Below are 17,213 nucleotides of genomic sequence, written 5' to 3'. Positions count from 1 at the left end.
CTTATACTCTCCACTCTCTCCCATCCTCCCACGCACACCCATGCTCAACATTCTCGCCCTTTTCCCATGCAGCGCTCCGGAACGTTCACTTCAGTCATCGTTAGCGTCCCATTTTGCCGTAGAGATGCTCGCGCCGAAGAGTCCCCGTCTTCCATTGCCCCGCGTCGAGGCGTGGCCAGTTCGTTGCGAGAAGGTCGGAAGATCTCCGGCGCAGAGGGGACTCCTCCATTGACGCATTCTCCGTACGGGACAGCACGATGACCTCAGCCTCCCCGGGTGCCAGTTCGGGAAGCGAGTCCGGCCACTTCAGAGTTCCGTCCGGGTGCACCTGCACCGTCAGTTTGATGGCTTCCATAACGAGTGGTGAGTCACAAAAAAAGACTCTGCAAAGCCAACGCTCCCCTGACATTTCGTTTCTCCCCCCGCCGCCGAGGCACACGTTTCAATTCGCCTAGTGCGCTTTTGAATGTGCTCAAGGTACAGTTCATCTGTCTCATCGGCACTCATTGAAGGGAAACGGCCTCCCGAAGCACCCGATCGCGAAGCCCCGGGTGCAACGATGCTTCCGTCACCACATCGACATCTCGTCCCAGCAGATCTTCAAGGTCCTGCTTCAGAGCGACGTGATCTAGCAAACTTCGGCCGTCTTCCATCCGAACGAGCAGATCGAGATCGCTGTCCGGCCGATCCTCACCGCGGGCGACCGACCCGAAGAGCCGCACATCGTACGCCCCGTGCTCGCGAGCAAGCTGCAAAATCTCGGTCCGGTGTTCGCGGGCGACCTTCGTCATGAACGCGCATCACTTTTTTCATACGGTTCCGCATTGTCTCCGACAGACGAGCTACCACCGATCACGGATCAGAGGTTCCGTCTGCAGACAGCCACTCAATCGGAATCAACGTACGCCCCCTGCAGTCCGTCGTTTCTTCCAAAACAGTGATGGATCCGACACTCCGCACCTGCAAATCGGCACCGACTGCACTGCAACAGGGAGTATCGAGTACGATGACGACACGTGTCCGCCTTCCTCCCTTCTCCCGGTCAAGAAGAATCACCGGCACGCATCAATTCTACGTCCAGCTCGAACGTGGGACCGGCGTCCGCCAACCCCCGATCCGCCGTCAGAACCTCCCGGTCTCGACGATGGGCCACGGCAAGGTGCAACGCATCCAGGGTCCGGAGCGCCGTGTCCCTTCGAGCGATCCACTGCCGGGCCTGCACGAAATCCCCGTGTTCGATTGCCGCGACCTCATACAATACATGGGACATGTGGGTGCGAAAGAGGTCCTGCACCCGCTCGGCATCTTCTTCCGCCAATTCGCCCCCCGGACTTTCTTTGCCAGCGCCGAGTGCATCTCCACGTCGGTCAACCAGTTGACCCACTCCCCCGGCTAATCCAGCTATCGCTTGGCAGGAGATTCTGCGGTCTCGCTACGAGCTTCGAGCAACGCGGGCTGCCGCCCCTGACGGTCTTACGCCCGCTTCCGCGCTGGAGAGGGCCCTCTCCAGTACATTTCGTGCTGCATTCAAGTCACGGTCATGCAGAGATCCGCACTCTTCGCAAGTCCAAGTTCGTTCCTCAAGCGACAGGTCTTCGTATCTGTGGCTACAGTCGGAGCACGTCTGCGAGGAGGGAAACCAGCGGTCAATCTTGCGGACCTCTTTGCCCTCTTTTTGGGCAACGTGCTCCAGAATCTTGACGAAGGAAGCGAAGCCGAGATCACTTACTTTCCTTCCCCAAAGCTCTTTCATCGCTCCGACGTTGAGCTCCTCAATACAAACAACGTCGTATCGGGAGAAGAGCCTGCGGGCGAGCTTGAAGTGGAAGTCTTTCCGCTGGTTGTCAATCTGGCGGTACTTCTTCGCCAGCCGGCGTTTCGCCTCCTTTCGATTGTTGGAGCCACGTTCTTTGCGAGAAAGCTTCTTGTGAAGGTCCTGGACCTCTTCCAGGCTTTCTTGGAGCGGCTCTGGAGCTTGAATCCGATCTCCGTCGGAAGTCACCAGGAAATCCTTGAGTCCGAAGTCGAGCCCGACAGCATTACCTGTTCGTGGCAGTTCAGGGGTAGGTGGTTCTTTCTCGACAGAGAAACAGATCCAGAGATACCCGCAGGCATCTCGCTTGATCGTGACGGTCTTGATCTCGCCCTTGATCGGGCGCGACTTGACGAATTTGTAGTTGTGGTTTTGGATACGAACTCGGTTTCCACCGAGGAGCTTCCAACCGGTCTGCGTGAGCGTAAACGAGGTGTATTTCTCGCGCTTCTTGAACCCAGGACGCCCGGCAGAATCGATCTCGAAGAACCGCTGGTACGCTTGATCCAGGCGCTCAATCACGTTCTGGAGGGCCTGCGAGTTGAGGTCGTACCAGTGGCCCTTGTCCCGCTGCTTCAGCTTCGTGAGGTGCTTCTTGAGCGCGTAGTAGCCGGGGTACTCACCATAGATTTCGTAGTACCGGCGGGTCAGAGCAACGAAGTGGTTCCACACCACCGACGCAAGCTCGATGCTTTCTACGAGGTGTTTGTTGCGCTCGCAGGTGTAAAGCCGGTACTTGTACGTCTTGCGCATGGGCTACGATTGATCCTCAATGTACCGCCCGACGATCTCCTCGCTCACTTTGCCGGTCGTGCTCACGAAATACGAGCGGGTCCAAAGCGACGGAAGCCGGTGAAGCTGGTCGAACTCTTTTCGCAGAACGTGAGCGCTTTTTTCCTTGAATCGATGAATTACCTGATAGGGTGCGTGGCGGGTATCCGCCTGAACGAACAGGTGAACATGATCGGGACGAATTGCCAGAGAGCCGATCTCCCAGTCATGCTCATCCGCTACGTCAAAGAGTACTTGTTCAAGACGATTGGCAATCTCATTCTTCAACACCTTCGCCCGACGCTTCAGGCACCACACGAAGTTGTACTTCACCGCGTGGACGGCGTGACGCGACCATTGGTATGGTTCTTTGTTGACTGGCATCACTCAATCAACAGACCATCACAGCCGGTGTTCTGGAGAAAATCCTTGCCTTGAACTCGAATTTTCTCTGCGAGAGGGTCCCCGAACCGACAGGTTCATATCCCCCAAGGAACGACAGCTCCACAGGAGCCGGAGGGTTTACTGCCCTCTCACGCTCTCCCAATAGTCTAACGACGAAAGGTGGAAGAGCACGAAGCCGTTGCTCAACCCGTCCGCTGAGTGGCTCGGGGCAGTAATACGCCGCCAGAATGCTTGTGTCGACGTATTGGGTCAATATCGATCCTCCTCTCGCTGATGCTGTATCGTTTCACTGAGGGGCTCCCCCTTCACCTGAAGATCTTCACGCCACTTATGGAGCGAAGGCAAGGCATCCTCCTCTTCATCTTGTGACTGTACAGGCCCAAGCCGAACCGGGGGGCGTCCCGACCGCGTAATGAGAATCGTTTCTCCTTCCTCCACACGAGCGAGAAGGGCCTCAAGACAGTCTTGCGCTTCTCGAAGCGGGACCTGGGTCATGCCTCAATGGAATGCTGTTTAGACAATCGGAGAATGACGTACGAGAAGACGTTGACGGTGCTCCGTACCTCTATTCCCATCCGACACGCTCCTTGTCAAAGCGCCCAACACTCAACGCAATACGCACAAGCGCCCTTCCCCCACTCTCCCTTTCCCCCATTCCCTACACTCCCACGCTCTCCACACCCACGCGCCTGCACGCACGGACGGTTCAGGCAAGCCGCGAGCGAAGAGCAGTGTGTCTCCTCTTCCCACCAAAGCCATCCTCCTGCGCGCTACAATTTCAATTCCGGCCGATCTGCAGGCGCTGAACCAGGCGGCAACCGTCGTCAGGCTCAGCTTCCGAACGCATCTACAGAAACCGAATCTGCTGGTGCAGTTCCTCTTCCGACGACGCCCGTGCGATTCGGACCAATCCGCGCACAATGTCGCCAATCGACCGCTCCCGGGGCACGTAGACAATGACAGCATGAGAGCCCCCCTCTGCGGCCAAGCGGAGAAAGTCATCGTCGTGCGTCACGAGCACCCGACTGTCCCTCCGGGCATGAGCAAGGTGCTCCTTGTCTTGGGTTCCCTACCGATCCATTTCGGCGAGCGTACGGACCTCTATGCCCCGTTGCCGGAGCCCTTCCGCCACGACTGACGGAATGTGCTCGTCCAAATGGAAACGAACCGACTCAGCCATCCTCCCCCAGAGGTTCTGTCTGCTCCGACGACTGCTCCTTCTTCATCCGCTTGATAAAAGCTCGGCTCTCTTCGAGCGAACGATCAATCTCCTCCCGGTGGGAAAAATAGTAGGCAAGCGCCGCGTAGACGTCCGCCAGGGACAGATCGTACTCGCTAACAATCTGATCCACGCTCCATCCCTGCCGCTCGTGCCACACCACAACGTCCTGAACCGTGATTCGGTGGCCAGCAATCCGGGGCTTCCCACCACAGATTCCGTCCGTCTGTTCAATTCGTTGATCTAAGGACATGGTCGTACTGTAGATCAGAAAGGGCAACGTGTCTCGTAAGAGAGGTACGCACGCGTCGGGGAGACAGTTGCCTCTGTTTCCCATGCTCGCTCTCTTCTCGCATTTCTCCCGCGCACGAAAGAAAACCGCCCGACGCACAACCCTCAACACACAAACCCCCACGCACACCTCAAACTTCCAGCACCGGCCGATCCGCACAATGGGCTTTCTACAGTCGACAAACTTTGGGGCCCTCGTCGATCGGCGTCTCCGCACCGACCGCGGCCGGCACAGAGTTCATTCAGCGACAGGCCGCAATGACAGAAGCAGTGATCGAAATCACAACTCCCCAAATTCTTGCAGAAGGCGCTCGTAAAAAGATTCACTGATCCATAATCCCGCCTCCAAAACGCGATCGAGTTCTCCTCGCAGTGAATCAGCGTGTTCAGCCGCCCGCGCTTCAACGAGAACCCCAATCGTCCCCGTCACGCTGAGGCCTCGCTGTTTCGCAACTCGCCGTCCTTCCTGGTCGTTGAGAACGACGAGGTCAGCGTCTCGCTCAACGGCAAGCGGAAGCCCCCCCCGCTCTCCGTCCCCCAATTCTTCGGGAAGACGGTGCAGAGACGCATCCTACGGCTCTTGGACCGGAATGTCTTGCCTGTGTCGCCACTGCCGAATGGCCTCGGTGTCCGGTTGCTCCCGGGCGTTCACTTCGTCGAACACGGCTTTCGGAATTTCCACCGTCGCGTACAGCGTCGTCAGCAGCTGTAGCCGTCCAACTTTGGCCAGGATCAGAAGCGGGCTGGTATCACAGACGACCATCACGAGCGGGAACGGGCTCGATCCTGGGCCGCTTCGATCTCTTGCTCAAGCTCGTCGGCGTCGTAGTTCCACACAGAAATGCGGTGGGCGCCAAGTTCGTTGAGAAAACCGACACGCTGCATGCCCGCCACGTCTGCGGCTCGCCCCGAGGTGATTCGTCCCAGCTCGTAGAGTTTTGCCGCCACGAGAAATCGCATTTCACGCTCAAACTCGTCCGGGGTCTGATCCATCGCCTCCGGCAACTCCTCGGGATACGGGATGCGAAGCTCACGCGTCGCCATGGACATGTATATCTGTCTACGGGGAGATATGATGTACCCGTCAGGGGAAAGAGGACATTTCCACAACAGGTTGCAGTAGCGGGGGCGTAATCATGAACGCCTCACGACGGAGCAAAGTTCATTGCCCCTTCTTGCCTTCCCCACAGAACGCCCAACGCAAAACCCTCAACGCACAAACCCCCACGCCCACCTCACACCTCCAACACCGGCCGGTCTTCGTAATAGGCTTTCACCCAGTCCGCGAATTTTTGCAGCCCCTCGTCGATCGGCGTTTCGGGCGTCCAATCCAGGAGCCGCTTCGCCTTAGAAATGTCCGCGTAGGTCCGCTCCACATCGCCCGGCTGGGTGGGCAGTTGCTCGATCTCCGGCGCGATGTCCATCGCCTCCGCAATGCCGGAAATGAGATCTCTGAGCTGCGTCGTCTCCGACCCGCCCAGGTTGATGATCTCATGCTCGGGGGCGTCTAGGCCCTTCGCCCGGCGCAGGCTGCGGACGATGCCGTCGACGATGTCGGCCACGTAGGTGTAGTCGCGGCGCGACGTGCCGTCCCCGTACATCGTGATGGGCTGGCCAGTGAGGAGCTGCCGGGCAAACTTGTGGATCGCCTGGTCTGGCCGCTGGCGCGGACCGTAAACGGTAAAGAAGCGGAGGCAGTGGACGGTAAGCCCGTAGAGGTGGTGGAACGTGTGCGCCAGCAGCTCGCCGGAGCGTTTCGTGGCGGCGTACGGCGAGATCGGTGCGTCCACCGGGTCCCCCTCTGCGAAGGGCACCGTATCGTTGGTGCCGTAGACGGACGAGGAAGAGCCGTAGATGAACGTGCCGATGCCCAGCTCTTGGGCCACCTCCAGCATCGACTGCGTGCCGCCCACGTTCGTCTCCTCGTAGGCCATCGGGGCCTCGATGGAGGGGCGCACCCCAGCCCGGGCCGCGAGGTGCACGATCGCGTCCACGTCCCGGGCATGCAGGGCCTGCAGGAAGGCGTCGGTGTTGCAGATGTCCGTCTCGATGAGCGTGAACCGCTCGCGGGGAAAGTCTTCGATCCCCTCCTCCTTGATGGCGCGGGGATAAAACGGATCGAAGTTGTCGATGGCCGTGACGCGGTGGCCCTCATCCAGGAGGCGGCGGCAGAGGTGTCCGCCGACAAAGCCGGCCCCACCCGTAACGCAAACATGCATCGCTTTATGTAGACATGTCGGTTGATGGAGTGAGCTTAACGTGCCTAGAGACCCAGCCCTTGGGCAGGTAGCGGGTAGATATTAAGTGATGGCTTCGTTGTACCACTCCACGAACAGTTTCGTCGTCAGGTGGAGCATTCGTTCTGACTGGGAGGCCGCTCGCGTTCGCCGGACATACCGCGCCAGCTTCTGCCGCAGTCGCCCGAAGAACCGTTCGACGTGGGCCAACTCGCCACTGGACTTTCCAACCTGCTGGTGACTAGGGTCGTCTTCGAAAACTGGGCGATAGGACTTCCAGAAATCGCTGAAGCTTTTGGCTTGGCGGTACTCCTCCGGAATCCGGCCCCAGAGCCTCGCGCAGGTTTTGGCCGAGCGGTCTCCAATGACAAACGCTACGACCTGCCGTGTCCTTCGACAGAGAGCCACCCACAGCCACCGTTTGTTCGGCCGTTTTCGGACGTATGTCCAGCATTCGTCGAGCTCAAGGACGTCATTCTCCTCAGCTGGCCGGAGTCCATCGGCTACTGAGTCGACTTCGCGTCCCTTTTTTCGAGCCAACGGTTCAGAGTATTGCGACTGATCCCAAAAATGCGACTGATTGCCCGTTTTGACCCGCGTTCGCGGTAGGCTCGGAGGATCTTTTCCTTCTCCTCCTCAGAATAGCCACGCGGCTCAGGGTCAAGTACCTTGTGGGCACCACAGTCTTTACAGTGATACTGCTGGGAGCCGCTGGCGCTGTGGCCATTTTTGACGATATTTGAGGAGCCGCATTCCCTGCATTCGTGGGTCTCTTTGATCATCGGTAGTTTTTGGCTTGTTGAGCCGGACGCGACACCTTTGTAACAGAATCTTTCACTACTTGTTGAGCCGCTACCGCCCTCAGCCTGTTCTGCGTACCCTCTCTCGAAAGACCAAGGAACTGATTGGCCGTGCTACTGAGCTGAAAAACGAGCTGCATGCTCTGCTCCAGCGAGTCCATCCTGAACTTGCCCTTCTGCGCCTGTGGGCACATGAGCCAGGTGGGTCCTGAAGTTAATCAAACGGCATCCGACGCCCGACAAGGTCGTTGAGGCCGGAGTAGAGACAGTGGCCGAGATCCCATGCGTCACCGAGGAGAGGGCCCGAGAGGTTATCGACAATGCCCGAAGCAGCGTCGCTGGGCAGACAGATCCGGACACTGGACTGGCTCTGTCGATGGTCGCAGAGGATCTTCTTCGGCTCGAAAAACGCATCGATCGGCCCTGAGGTCGGCTCTGGGACCGAGTCAAAGATCGGAGGGCCCCTCCTGTCTTGAGGAGCATCGACGGGATCGGCAAATGGGGCGCTGCGGTGCTTTACATTGAAATCGGAGACATAACCCGGTTCGACTCCGTCGAGAAGCTCGTGGCCTGCGCCGGCCCGGATCCTCAGGTCGAACAGAGCGGCGATCAGGTCTCCGAAAAAGGGATAAGCAAAAATGCGAATCAGGGGTTGAGAGCGAGAAGGAGCATCGCGGCGGCGAGCCGACCAAACGCGTGAACCAACAGTCCCCGGTAAGAACGCACCTTCGAGGCCCGCTGAATGCCGGTTTTCTCGTTGATCCAGTTGAAAAGCGACTCGATCGGCTGCCGAAGCCGACTTACAGCCTCGGAAAACAGCTTATCTGCCGCTGGAAGGGTCTTCTGGCCTTTTTCCCTCTTGACCGGAGTCAGTAGATCGAGGTTCTGGTCTTCGGCAAGTCGCTCTTTGAGCGGCCCGTCGCAGTAGGCCTTATCTCCGCAAAGGACTCCATCTTCGATGAACGGCAATACCCGCCGGAGAGCGCGAAGGTCGTTTTCGCTTCCAGGCGTCAGCCCGGCCCGCTCCGGGACTGGAAGCTCCTCAGATCTGCGTTCCACGACAAGATGGAGTTTCACGCCGTGATAGAAGGTATCCTTCGAGGAGCAGTAACCGACCGATGCGAGTCGATCGGAGGCCACCATTGCCTGAGAGGCCCGCTGCCCTTTCGCCAGCATAATCGGCATCGAATCGGCGATGCGAATCCTCCCGTCGCGGATCTTTTCGCAACCAACTTCTGAGAGGGCTTCTTCAACCAACGGAGCAAAAACGGCGCTCAGCCGATTCAGGCGTCGGTTGTAGCTCTGATAGGAAGGCAGTTCGGGAAACCATTCCGAAAAGTGGTCCTCGACGTACTTGTGAATCTCGCTGATGGTCGTCCGCTTTTTGATGAGTCCGAAGACGTAAATTGTCAGCACCTCCTCGTCGGTAAAATCCGGCTGGTCGTTGTTACTCTGCCGCTGGGCCGCTTCGGCGAGCCGTCCCCGGTAGCGCTGACAGATGAACAGGTAGATCCGAATGAGCGTAGAGGTAGTGTCCATGTCGCCAAGGGCGGCTTATCAGAAAGATGTTGGTTGCACCTTTCTTCAAGCCGCTTGCGGCGACGTGGTTTATCTCAACCCCTGATTGGCATCAAAAGGGGAAACCGCTATATCCGGTCTGTCCTATACGGATGCGCGACTGCTGCAATCCGCGGTGGGAGGAGTCCCCCTGCAGGACGACTCTTCGATCGGTTGAAGGCAAAGGGGAAGCACCGGAAGGCCCTGAGGTCGCCCGTATGCTTTGGGCTCGTGGCGATCGTCTACGGCTGCTGGTCCAACGGAGAACGGTTTGCCCCCCTGCGAGGAGCGGCTGAAAGCCCGTCAAGAACAAAAAGCCCCTCAAGAACAAAAAAGGCAGGATGACCCGAATGAATCGGATCGAGATTCCGGCACGAACAGAGACCTGTCGGCTCCGATCTCTCAACGAGAAGCTACTCAAAGGAAGAAGGCCCCATGCCCACAGAAGAGCGGTAGCTTCTCGGATCGTGGTCAGGGGGCCTTCCCATGACTATTCTACGGAGCTACGAACACCGGATCAAACTTGACTTTCTACTGGGCACCTAAACCATTCTCGTTGGCTTCAGGACAAAGCGCCATTTTCAAAAGATAATAAACCTTGAGGGGAGAGTGCCATCATTCGGACCAGAAGACTCTTGCGGTTGTGACCTGTGTCCCTCCACATTCCCAAAGCATCCCCTTAGGAGAAGAGCTTCTCTCTGCTGTAGCGCCTCGACCGTCTCGTTGAAATCATTTTCTACAATGAGCCCAGAAACCTCGAAGAGGCCGAAAAGCCCCGATACTGAAGTTTGGCGCGTCTTCTACACCCGCGCCCGAGCTGAGAAAAAGGCCGAACAGCGGCTTGAGGACCGCCGAATCGAAGTGCTTGTGCCGAAAAAGACGGAGATGCGGCAGTGGTCCGACCGGAAAAAAGAAGTCACCGAGCCGCTTTTCCGGAACTACCTTTTTGCGAGGGTCGGCGAGAAGGACAGGATCCGTGTGCTCCGAACGAATGGAATTGTACGCTGTGTTCACTTCGATGGTGAGCCAGCACAGCTCCGAGAGGACACGGCCCAGCGGCTCAAAAAAATACAAGCCGTCCCTGACCGGCTGTCTACGGCCGACCTGCGGCCTCAGGTCGGATCGACCGTCACCATCACCGATGGGCCGGAGCGTCTCCGCGGTCTCACCGGAGAGGTTCTAGAGCACCGGGGCAGGACGTATGTCCTCCTGCGGGTAAAAGCTGTAAGGCAGGCCGTGAAGGTGGAAGTAAACGCCAAGTGGGTGGAGGAAACGGAGGAGACGGCCCAGCGGGCCTGACCTACCTGAAGCAGAGAGGCCTGAAGCGGAGAGGCGTTGCAGGAGGAAGTGTTTTAGGCAGAGGAGTTTGTAGGGCGTTGCCACCCTCAACGATCGTGGGTGAGAAGCGCCTACGCCGCCGCGAACCGCTTCACCTCCGGGTCGGACTTCTCTTCGGCCTGCCGGAGATCGTACTGCATCTGCCCGGTTAGCCAGCCCTCCGGGCTGCCCCCTAAAGCCCGGGAGGAACAGATTCCCATTTCGGGGGAGGTCCCCGCCCGGCCGTTCATGAGGGCTGAAAGGTGCTTTCGGCTCACGCCAAGCCCTTCGGCCGCCTCGGTGATCGTCAGATCCAGCGGTTCGATGCAGTCTTTGCGGACGATCTCGCCCGGGTGTGGAGAACTTTTCATCGGCATGGGCTCGGGCGTGTTGTCAATGGTAATCCTCAAAGTCTACGTCCGTGGCGCAGGAGCCCCCGAATCGGAACGTCATCCGCCAATTCCCCGACACCTTCACCGACCACGTGCCCGTCCGCTGCCCCTTCAGCTCGTGAAGCCAGTCGCCGGGTAGGTCGATATCCTGCGGCCCCGAAGCCGCGTCCAAGCGGGCAAGTATGCGCCGGAGCTTGCTGGGTGGCGAGGTTCACCTTTGCGGCGCTGTCGTCCTGGCAGGGCTTTCTCAGCCCCTTGTGGCGGATCTTCTGAATCACAGAACAGGCGCCTCGCTGCGCGGGAAGTGCTGGTTTCGGTACCGATGTTGACCGTTTCTGCGCGGCGGCCGGAACCGTCTACCGTTCATGTGTAGCCGAAGCGGAAGCTATGCCTGTTGCATAAGTCTCTTATTCTACCGGACAGGCTAACCTGATGGACCAGACGTAGCGTGGTTCAAACCACACTACACGACAAAAATGAACGGGGTTGATCAGCGGCAGTACAGATCGCGAGCCTAGACGCGATCACTGCTGCCAATCAACCCCATGCTCCCCTACGTGAGGCAACTGACGCGCGTTCTCTCCAAGCGGCTCGGTTGGAACCGGGCTCGAATGAAGCTGATGGCTCGCCTGACAGGAGCGCTCCCGATGAAAACGACCACGAACCTTGCCCAGTTGGCCCACGCGGGGAAGCCTGAGGTCGAGACCGACTCGACCTATCGGCGTCTCCAGCGGTTTTTTGCCGAGTTCAGCTTCGGATATGAGACGCTCGGGCGGTTTTTGTTGGATCTCGTTCCGACCCAACCGCCTTACGTGGCGGTATTAGATCGGACCGAGTGGCACTTTGGACAAACGGCAGTCAACGTGCTCATGATCGGGATTGCCGAGAGCGGGATTGCATATCCGGTCGCGTGGAGCGTGCTCGGTCACGGCGGTGGATCCGGCGCTGGAGAGCACACCGAGCTTCTAGACCGGTTTCTTCGGCTTGTCGAGCCGGACGACCTTCGCGCCCTGGTGGCCGATCGAGAGTTCACGGGCAGCGACTTTCTGAAAGCGCTCGTCCAGCGAGAGATTCCCTTCGTCATCCGCCTCAAAAAGGATCGGCGGATCGGGCCTCCATCTGGAGAATCATCAGGAGAGTGGTCGCTTCCGGTCAAAATGTTTGCTCGGGCCTGCCAGCCGGGCCAAGTCAGTCAACTTCCAGCCCCGACGGGACTTGGAGGCGCCGAGTCGGTGGAATGTCAGGTCACTACCCGGCGCTTGGAAGAGGAGTCGTTTCTGATTCTCGCAGGCCACGAGGTCGATCCCGACTCAATGCTGGATCTCTACCGGAAGCGGTGGGAGATACTGGCGTTTTTTGCGGCGCCTGGGGTCCAGAGGCTTCGGGCTGGAGGACACCCATATGACTGAGCCGGACCGGATTCGGAAGCTACTCGGCATGTTGGCGCTGACCTACAGCTGGACACGGATTATCGGCCTCGACCGGAAGGCTAAAGAAGGCGCCCCTCGGGAATGTGCCAACGGGTATCCGGAGAAGAGCCTCTTCCTCTTGTGGGTTGGATCGGCTCCGAGAGCTGACAACCAATTGGTACCGGATGAGAGACGAGCTGCGCCGGTGCATTCAGGCGCTTCTCGCTTCTCGATCATTTTTGTCGTGTAGTTAGGACCTGTCCAGAGGTTCCACTGAAGCCGGGCATGGGTCTAACCACAAAATTGACACCACATTCCCAAGGCGTCGCTGGAGAGCAGGGAGATCATGTGCACATGTGCATGGGCACAATCGAAACCGGCTATGAGACCGAAGCTGCCTGTAAAACCGAAGCCGGCTATAAGAAGGAATGTCGGCGGCTGCCTGACGAAGGCCAACCAGAATACTTAGTGATCCAGGCTCCAAAAGGCTTGCCAAGAGATGATCCACGCGGTACGCTCCTTCTTGGAGGACCTGGAGGAGAAACACGCTCCATCGGCTCAGGCTCTTCTACGAGCTGGGCAAGAGTCTCTCTTGCCAACAAACTGCACTGAGCGCCTGATGGCCAATGTAGACGGCTGTATCTAAATCACGTGAGATCCCTATGGGTCTTTTATCGGACAGCACCTGACACTATTGTCTTTTTCGACGATTCCCCTACAGCTAGATTCTCTACGGTCGTAGCCTTCTATAACCACAGGACAGGTGGACCAATGAGCTTTGCACAACGAGATCCAATTGGGGAACTTTCGCTACTTACCCATATATTTATTAAGTACCGTGAGCCATACGTTACCGATGGCCAATGCAGAGTGATTGTTCAAAGCAAAAGGCCTATTATGTCATCCATAGAGCAATACTCTCAAAAGCCATTTTACGCACATAAGGGCACAGACGAGAGTTCTCAGGACACGGAGACCACAGAAGACATAGTAGTGAAGGAGGGGAAGCATTTTTGGATCGAGTTTGACCCTCCGGAGGAGCCTTTTACCGACACCTCTCGTCGTGTCCTTCGACTAGTGAGAAATGTTGAGCAGCATAGACAGCCAGGGTATTGTACGTTTTCGAAGTCCCTTTTTGTCGAAAGAAATGGCAACGACATATTTAAACCATACCGTTTATATCCAACCCACAACTTCGAAGACAAATATTTCTCCAGTGCGGAAGTCAAAGAGTCAGCCTCTCTTTACGATCTTTCTAGTCTCAAGAAAAACGAGATACGTCCTACTCTTGAGAGATACGAAGAGGCGCTCAAGGCCGAAGTCTTAACTCCGCTACGTAATGCCCTAATTCCATGTATGGTCGAAGTATACCGACGAGAAATCGGCTTCGAAAGTGAACCTGATAAATCACTTAGAAATGCAAGTTATAGTTCGGTTCTTTCGTGGGGCTCGACCCTGCGTTTTACTCTCCGGTTGTGGGACAGAATTGTGTCAGGGCAGCCTCTCGCTCAGGTCAAAAGCGAGGATTGGTTTGAGGGTACTTTTGAAAAAGTTCCAAGTGCGGTTTCTCAAGGGGCTAGAAGCGCAATTAGATACTACGTGTCAGACAAGAAGTTGAGCCGAGACTACGTGCTAGCCCAGGCACTTCCAGTATACTTCAAGTGGGCCGCTTGCCGTGAAGCCATTCAGTCCAAACTTCACGAACAAAAAACTGACTTTTTCGCTGTAGATACTGAACTGGACAAGACGCACGTACTTTCTGGCGATAATGTGCCCGCCAAGATTAAGAAGCTTCTGGAGGAAGCGGCTGCTAGGCGCAAAGATGCACTTAGTGAGAACACCATTCAGGCATACCAGCACGCGATAGACCACTTCAAGAGTTTTTGCGAGAGACATGGGCCAAAGGCGCTACCTGCTTCACCTGAGACCTTGATTGCGTACTTTGAGCATTTGGCACAGAATGGGTATGCGGAATCCACGATCAGAAAAAGAAGGTCAGCTATCAGGTTTTTGCACGAGAGGTCCATGAACGAGTCGCCAACTACCTCCGAATCGGTACGGAGATATTTCGACGATCTGCGCAAGACCATTCCTGAGAGCAGAGGTCACGGGCAAAAAGACCCTATTCTTTTCCATCATCTTCACCAGATGAGTTTTGACGAGGAAGAGCTCTCCGACCTGAGAGACCGGGCAATTCTCTATATTGGGGTTGCTACCGGACTTCGAGATTCTGGCCTCATAGGGCTAGAAATGCGCGATATTTTTGAGAAGGAGGGCGGTGTTGTGTATCGCATACGGGATCCTAAAGGGGAGGGCGACCCAGGCCCTGAACGGGTATCAGTCCCTCATGAGGTACCTGCGCTTACCCCATCACCCAACGAAGCTCTCACTGCTTGGATCGAAGCCGCAGGTATCGAGTCTGGGGCTGTGTTCAGAAGCGTGGACCAATATGGTAACGTCGGAGGTGATGACGGATTGAGTTCTGGGTCTATCAGTAAAGACATCGTGAAGCCTTGGATGAAGTCTATCGGAGAAGATCCATCTGAATATAGCTGTCATTCCTTGAGGGCCGGTTTTGTAACACAGGCAATCTTGGATGGTATCACAGAGCCTAGAATAGCTGCACAATCCCGCCATAAGTCAATAGAGGCGCTCAGGGAATACGAGAGACCGACAAATGATATGAAGAACCACATGCTTAAGGAAATGGGCTGAGCACATGACAAAAGCGCAGTCGGACTTCGAAGAACCTGTAGGCATTCGAAGAACGCCTGTGGCTGAGGTTCTGGCGTGGTCAAAATTCCCTGGAGCCGGTCCAGTCTGCAAAAAGAACAGGCTTCGCTCTCTACGCCCGTGGGTTTTGATCGGAGGAGGCCCTTCCTATTGGGCGCGTCTTCTTGGGCGCGCCGATCCTCGACAAGCCGCGTCTAGCTGAACGCCAGCGCCAACAGGCTAACAGGCCGCTCGGCGCGGCTGGGATCGGTCAGGTCGGTTGCTTCCAGATCGAATCCGCGCGACTTGAGGGCCGCAAACATCAACTCGAGTTCTCAGCACCGCCGGTAGAGCTCGGTGGCCTCGCCGGGATCGGCCTTCCAGGTTGCCAAGACCAGAAAGGGGGACCCCGCCTCCCTCGACCACATGCGCCACAATACAACTCGAACTGGAACCCGACACTCCGCACCCCCTATGTCGGGTGGGATACATAAAGTCGCTCGTACTCGGGGCCGAGGATCGACACCACGGTCCTGTGGTACTCCTCCAAGTTCAAAATGAACTGCTGCTTTCGGGTGTGGAGCACGTGGATCCCCTCGAAGCTCTGAAAGACCCATCGCGCCGTCGGTCGCTGGGTCGGATTCCCTTTTTGATCGGGGTAGGAGCAGCCAGTCTCTTTCAGGCCTTGCCGGATGCGCCACTGTAGAGCCGCGTAGACCAGGAGGCAGAGCGTCATGACCATCAGCAGGGCCATGATCCGCCGCTCGCTCTCCAGAAAAAGGGAGGACGCCACAAACTGCGGGTCCTTCAAAAAGCGGAAGCCGCGTTCCACTTTGCTTTGCCCTTTATAGCCCTCCAGAAGCTCTTTTCCGGAGAGCCGCTCCTTGTCAAGCTCATTGGTTGCTACGATGAAGAAGCTTTTCTTCTTCACGAGTTGGGCCAGGCGGTCCTCCGAAGGGACGAGCGTTCCTTGTAGCAGGTAACCCGCCTCCCCTGTCTCTACAGGGACGCCTTCCTCGTCGATGGTGAAGCGCGCGGCCTGAAGCACCTGCTTTTCGGCCCATACGCTCCCGGCAAGCTCCTCCTCAAAGGCGCTCAGGGCCTTTTCGGCGTCTTCCCGGCACGAGAACTCCCGCATCTCCAGTGCGCGGAGATCGCGCTTCTCTGCCTCATGCTCGCGGTCTCGCCGGTTTGCTGCGCTTTCGCTGGCCCGATCGGCGGCAGCCTCCGAATAGACGATGAGCCAGCGCTGTTTTACGTCCCCGTACTCGGAGATCTTCTCTCGAGCACGGTATCCATCCGAGAGCGGCTTCAGATCCGCCAGGTCGGTGTTCTGAATGGCCTGCCGGGCTTCATTGAGCGTTCCCGGTACTCGCGCAGGTGAACTTTGTCCCTGCCTCGTCGAGATCCTGGATGTGCCCGGCGCTGTAGAGAGCACTGTCGGCCACTACATAATCGAACCCGTGCACATTTTGAAGGTGATCGACGTGCCGGTCGATCAACTCCCGGAAGCTGCCCTGATCGCTCGCGTTCCCTGAGAGGGGCTCCATCAGCACCGGCAGTCCCGCCTTGTGCTCGACCATCAAATTGAGCACGACCTGATTGAGGTCAGGACGTTGGTCACGAGAATATCCCTTCCGAACCTGAATGACTCCGTTTTCAGGCCCCTCGTCCCCTCCGTATTCGCCATGAGCCAGAAAACTCGTCGCATCCAGGTGAGCAAACCGGGGTGTGAGCCCGAGCCGGGCTGCTGCGTGTGCCGACAGATCGCGAAAAAGTTCGGTCACGCCGTAGTCGTAGAGACAGTCGAGAGCCCTTCCCAGGGCGTCATCATTGAGATGCTCCGGCTCGACTCCCTCTCCGATCAGCCGGTCGGTCGGCCTGTTCTTGAAGAACCGAGGCGTCAGATACAGAGATTGCTGGACAAACCCCAAGCCGTTGAGTACCATTGCCTTCACGGCTTGCCCAACAGAGACTTCTCGCTGATCGAGGTCTTGAGCAATGCAGGAGTCGATGCGCTCCCCAATCTCCAGCTCGTCGTACATTCCGGCCACCAAGCCCAGATGGTCCAGGATCTCGCTCTCGTAAGTCGGCGGTGCGGTAGGTGCTTGCATCGAAGGTCTCCAGAATCAGATCATAGGCCGGGAGCACCGCTAAATAGGCCAAGATCCGAGAGAAAAGCGAGATCCGAGAGAAAAGCGAGAATCACTGCCAAGGTGACAGCCAAAACCCCTCAAACCTCCCAGATTGCTTCTTACTGCAGTGTAATCGGTGCCGATTTGCGGGTGCG

Annotated in this window: 20 protein-coding genes and 2 pseudogenes; 4 read left to right on the top strand and 18 right to left on the bottom strand. The window is 57.3% G+C overall.

Annotated features, from left to right (window positions below; all coding sequences use genetic code 11):
* Window positions 1–503: 503 nt before the first annotated feature.
* From SRU_RS03395 to SRU_RS03340, 12 genes and pseudogenes are all read right to left on the bottom strand, one after another.
* A complete protein-coding gene (locus tag SRU_RS03395) occupies window positions 504–791 on the bottom strand; it encodes a nucleotidyltransferase family protein (protein WP_011403413.1) in 288 nt (95 codons plus the stop codon).
* 251 nt (window positions 792–1,042) lie between these two features.
* The gene (locus SRU_RS15990) at window positions 1,043–1,270 is read right to left on the bottom strand and encodes a PIN domain-containing protein (protein WP_164923477.1); all 228 of its coding nucleotides are present in this window, start codon (window positions 1,268–1,270) and stop codon (window positions 1,043–1,045) included.
* Window positions 1,271–1,432: 162 nt separating this feature from the next.
* Window positions 1,433–2,566 (bottom strand): RNA-guided endonuclease InsQ/TnpB family protein, encoded by a 1,134-nt coding sequence (locus tag SRU_RS03385; RefSeq protein ID WP_011403412.1) that lies wholly within the window; start codon window positions 2,564–2,566, stop codon window positions 1,433–1,435.
* Between the two features lie 3 nt (window positions 2,567–2,569).
* The gene (gene tnpA, locus SRU_RS03380; RefSeq protein ID WP_043551986.1) at window positions 2,570–2,968 is read right to left on the bottom strand and encodes an IS200/IS605 family transposase; all 399 of its coding nucleotides are present in this window, start codon (window positions 2,966–2,968) and stop codon (window positions 2,570–2,572) included.
* A 270-nt stretch (window positions 2,969–3,238) separates the two neighbouring features.
* Window positions 3,239–3,484 (bottom strand): type II toxin-antitoxin system Phd/YefM family antitoxin, encoded by a 246-nt coding sequence (locus SRU_RS15830; RefSeq protein ID WP_011403410.1) that lies wholly within the window; start codon window positions 3,482–3,484, stop codon window positions 3,239–3,241.
* Between the two features lie 352 nt (window positions 3,485–3,836).
* Window positions 3,837–4,046, bottom strand: a pseudogene (locus SRU_RS15985) (DUF5615 family PIN-like protein); the annotation flags it as partial.
* Between the two features lie 115 nt (window positions 4,047–4,161).
* Window positions 4,162–4,461, bottom strand: coding sequence for a DUF433 domain-containing protein (locus SRU_RS03365; RefSeq protein ID WP_043551984.1), 300 nt, complete (start codon window positions 4,459–4,461; stop codon window positions 4,162–4,164).
* A gap of 318 nt (window positions 4,462–4,779) precedes the next feature.
* Window positions 4,780–4,929, bottom strand: coding sequence for a DUF3368 domain-containing protein (locus SRU_RS15980; RefSeq protein WP_162892943.1), 150 nt, complete (start codon window positions 4,927–4,929; stop codon window positions 4,780–4,782).
* A gap of 141 nt (window positions 4,930–5,070) precedes the next feature.
* The gene (locus SRU_RS03355; RefSeq protein WP_162892942.1) at window positions 5,071–5,265 is read right to left on the bottom strand and encodes a hypothetical protein; all 195 of its coding nucleotides are present in this window, start codon (window positions 5,263–5,265) and stop codon (window positions 5,071–5,073) included.
* Window positions 5,262–5,543, bottom strand: a complete 282-nt coding sequence (locus SRU_RS03350; protein WP_162892941.1) for a UPF0175 family protein — start codon at window positions 5,541–5,543, stop codon at window positions 5,262–5,264. Before SRU_RS03350 ends, SRU_RS03355 begins: the two co-directional genes overlap by 4 nt.
* 191 nt (window positions 5,544–5,734) lie before the next feature.
* Entirely contained in the window at window positions 5,735–6,718 is a 984-nt protein-coding gene (locus SRU_RS03345; protein ID WP_011403405.1) for an NAD-dependent epimerase/dehydratase family protein, read from the bottom strand.
* Window positions 6,719–6,799: 81 nt separating this feature from the next.
* A protein-coding gene (locus SRU_RS03340; RefSeq protein WP_164923476.1) for an IS1 family transposase occupies window positions 6,800–7,518 on the bottom strand; the annotation gives its coding sequence in 2 pieces (ribosomal slippage) (window positions 6,800–7,269 and window positions 7,269–7,518; 720 coding nt in all).
* A gap of 529 nt (window positions 7,519–8,047) precedes the next feature.
* Between SRU_RS03340 and SRU_RS15975 the strand changes: the two genes are divergently transcribed.
* Window positions 8,048–8,236, top strand: a complete 189-nt coding sequence (locus tag SRU_RS15975) for a transposase (RefSeq protein WP_374982341.1) — start codon at window positions 8,048–8,050, stop codon at window positions 8,234–8,236.
* Here the strand turns inward: SRU_RS15975 and SRU_RS03330 are convergent.
* Entirely contained in the window at window positions 8,182–9,075 is an 894-nt protein-coding gene (locus SRU_RS03330; protein ID WP_011403403.1) for an IS982 family transposase, read from the bottom strand. The two genes, SRU_RS15975 and SRU_RS03330, sit on opposite strands and share 55 nt — an antisense overlap.
* Before the next feature lie 759 nt (window positions 9,076–9,834).
* Between SRU_RS03330 and SRU_RS03325 the strand changes: the two genes are divergently transcribed.
* On the top strand, window positions 9,835–10,392 hold the full coding sequence (locus tag SRU_RS03325; RefSeq protein ID WP_231847339.1) for a UpxY family transcription antiterminator: 558 nt from the start codon (window positions 9,835–9,837) through the stop codon (window positions 10,390–10,392).
* A gap of 110 nt (window positions 10,393–10,502) precedes the next feature.
* On the opposite strand, the gene SRU_RS03320 is transcribed toward SRU_RS03325, so the two are convergent.
* Together SRU_RS03320 and SRU_RS15970 are read right to left on the bottom strand one after the other, a co-directional pair.
* Window positions 10,503–10,787 (bottom strand): HigA family addiction module antitoxin, encoded by a 285-nt coding sequence (locus SRU_RS03320; protein WP_043551974.1) that lies wholly within the window; start codon window positions 10,785–10,787, stop codon window positions 10,503–10,505.
* A 16-nt stretch (window positions 10,788–10,803) separates the two neighbouring features.
* Window positions 10,804–10,974 carry a type II toxin-antitoxin system RelE/ParE family toxin gene (locus SRU_RS15970; protein WP_011403400.1) on the bottom strand — a complete coding sequence of 57 codons (171 nt, stop codon included), beginning with the start codon at window positions 10,972–10,974 and terminating at the stop codon, window positions 10,804–10,806.
* Window positions 10,975–11,449: 475 nt separating this feature from the next.
* Here SRU_RS15970 and SRU_RS03310 point away from each other — a divergent pair, with 475 nt between their 5' ends.
* Together SRU_RS03310 and SRU_RS03305 are read left to right on the top strand one after the other, a co-directional pair.
* Window positions 11,450–12,211 carry a hypothetical protein gene (locus SRU_RS03310; protein WP_237701889.1) on the top strand — a complete coding sequence of 254 codons (762 nt, stop codon included), beginning with the start codon at window positions 11,450–11,452 and terminating at the stop codon, window positions 12,209–12,211.
* 897 nt (window positions 12,212–13,108) lie between these two features.
* Complete coding sequence (locus SRU_RS03305) at window positions 13,109–14,926, top strand: site-specific integrase (protein WP_237701887.1); 1,818 nt, start codon at window positions 13,109–13,111, stop codon at window positions 14,924–14,926.
* A gap of 217 nt (window positions 14,927–15,143) precedes the next feature.
* On the opposite strand, the pseudogene SRU_RS15965 reads toward SRU_RS03305, so the two are convergent.
* From SRU_RS15965 to SRU_RS03295, 3 genes and pseudogenes are all read right to left on the bottom strand, one after another.
* Window positions 15,144–15,256 (bottom strand): annotated as a pseudogene (locus SRU_RS15965) (IS4 family transposase); the annotation flags it as partial.
* A 139-nt stretch (window positions 15,257–15,395) separates the two neighbouring features.
* Window positions 15,396–16,361: an IS1634 family transposase gene (locus SRU_RS03300; protein WP_164923474.1), complete on the bottom strand. Its 966-nt coding sequence runs from the start codon at window positions 16,359–16,361 to the stop codon at window positions 15,396–15,398.
* Window positions 16,276–17,037 carry an IS1634 family transposase gene (locus SRU_RS03295; RefSeq protein WP_164923473.1) on the bottom strand — a complete coding sequence of 254 codons (762 nt, stop codon included), beginning with the start codon at window positions 17,035–17,037 and terminating at the stop codon, window positions 16,276–16,278. Before SRU_RS03295 ends, SRU_RS03300 begins: the two co-directional genes overlap by 86 nt.
* Window positions 17,038–17,213 lie beyond the last annotated feature (176 nt).

Source organism: Salinibacter ruber DSM 13855, from assembly GCF_000013045.1.
Lineage (GTDB): Bacteria > Bacteroidota > Rhodothermia > Rhodothermales > Salinibacteraceae > Salinibacter > Salinibacter ruber.
This window is presented reverse-complemented; position numbering and strand designations above follow the sequence as displayed.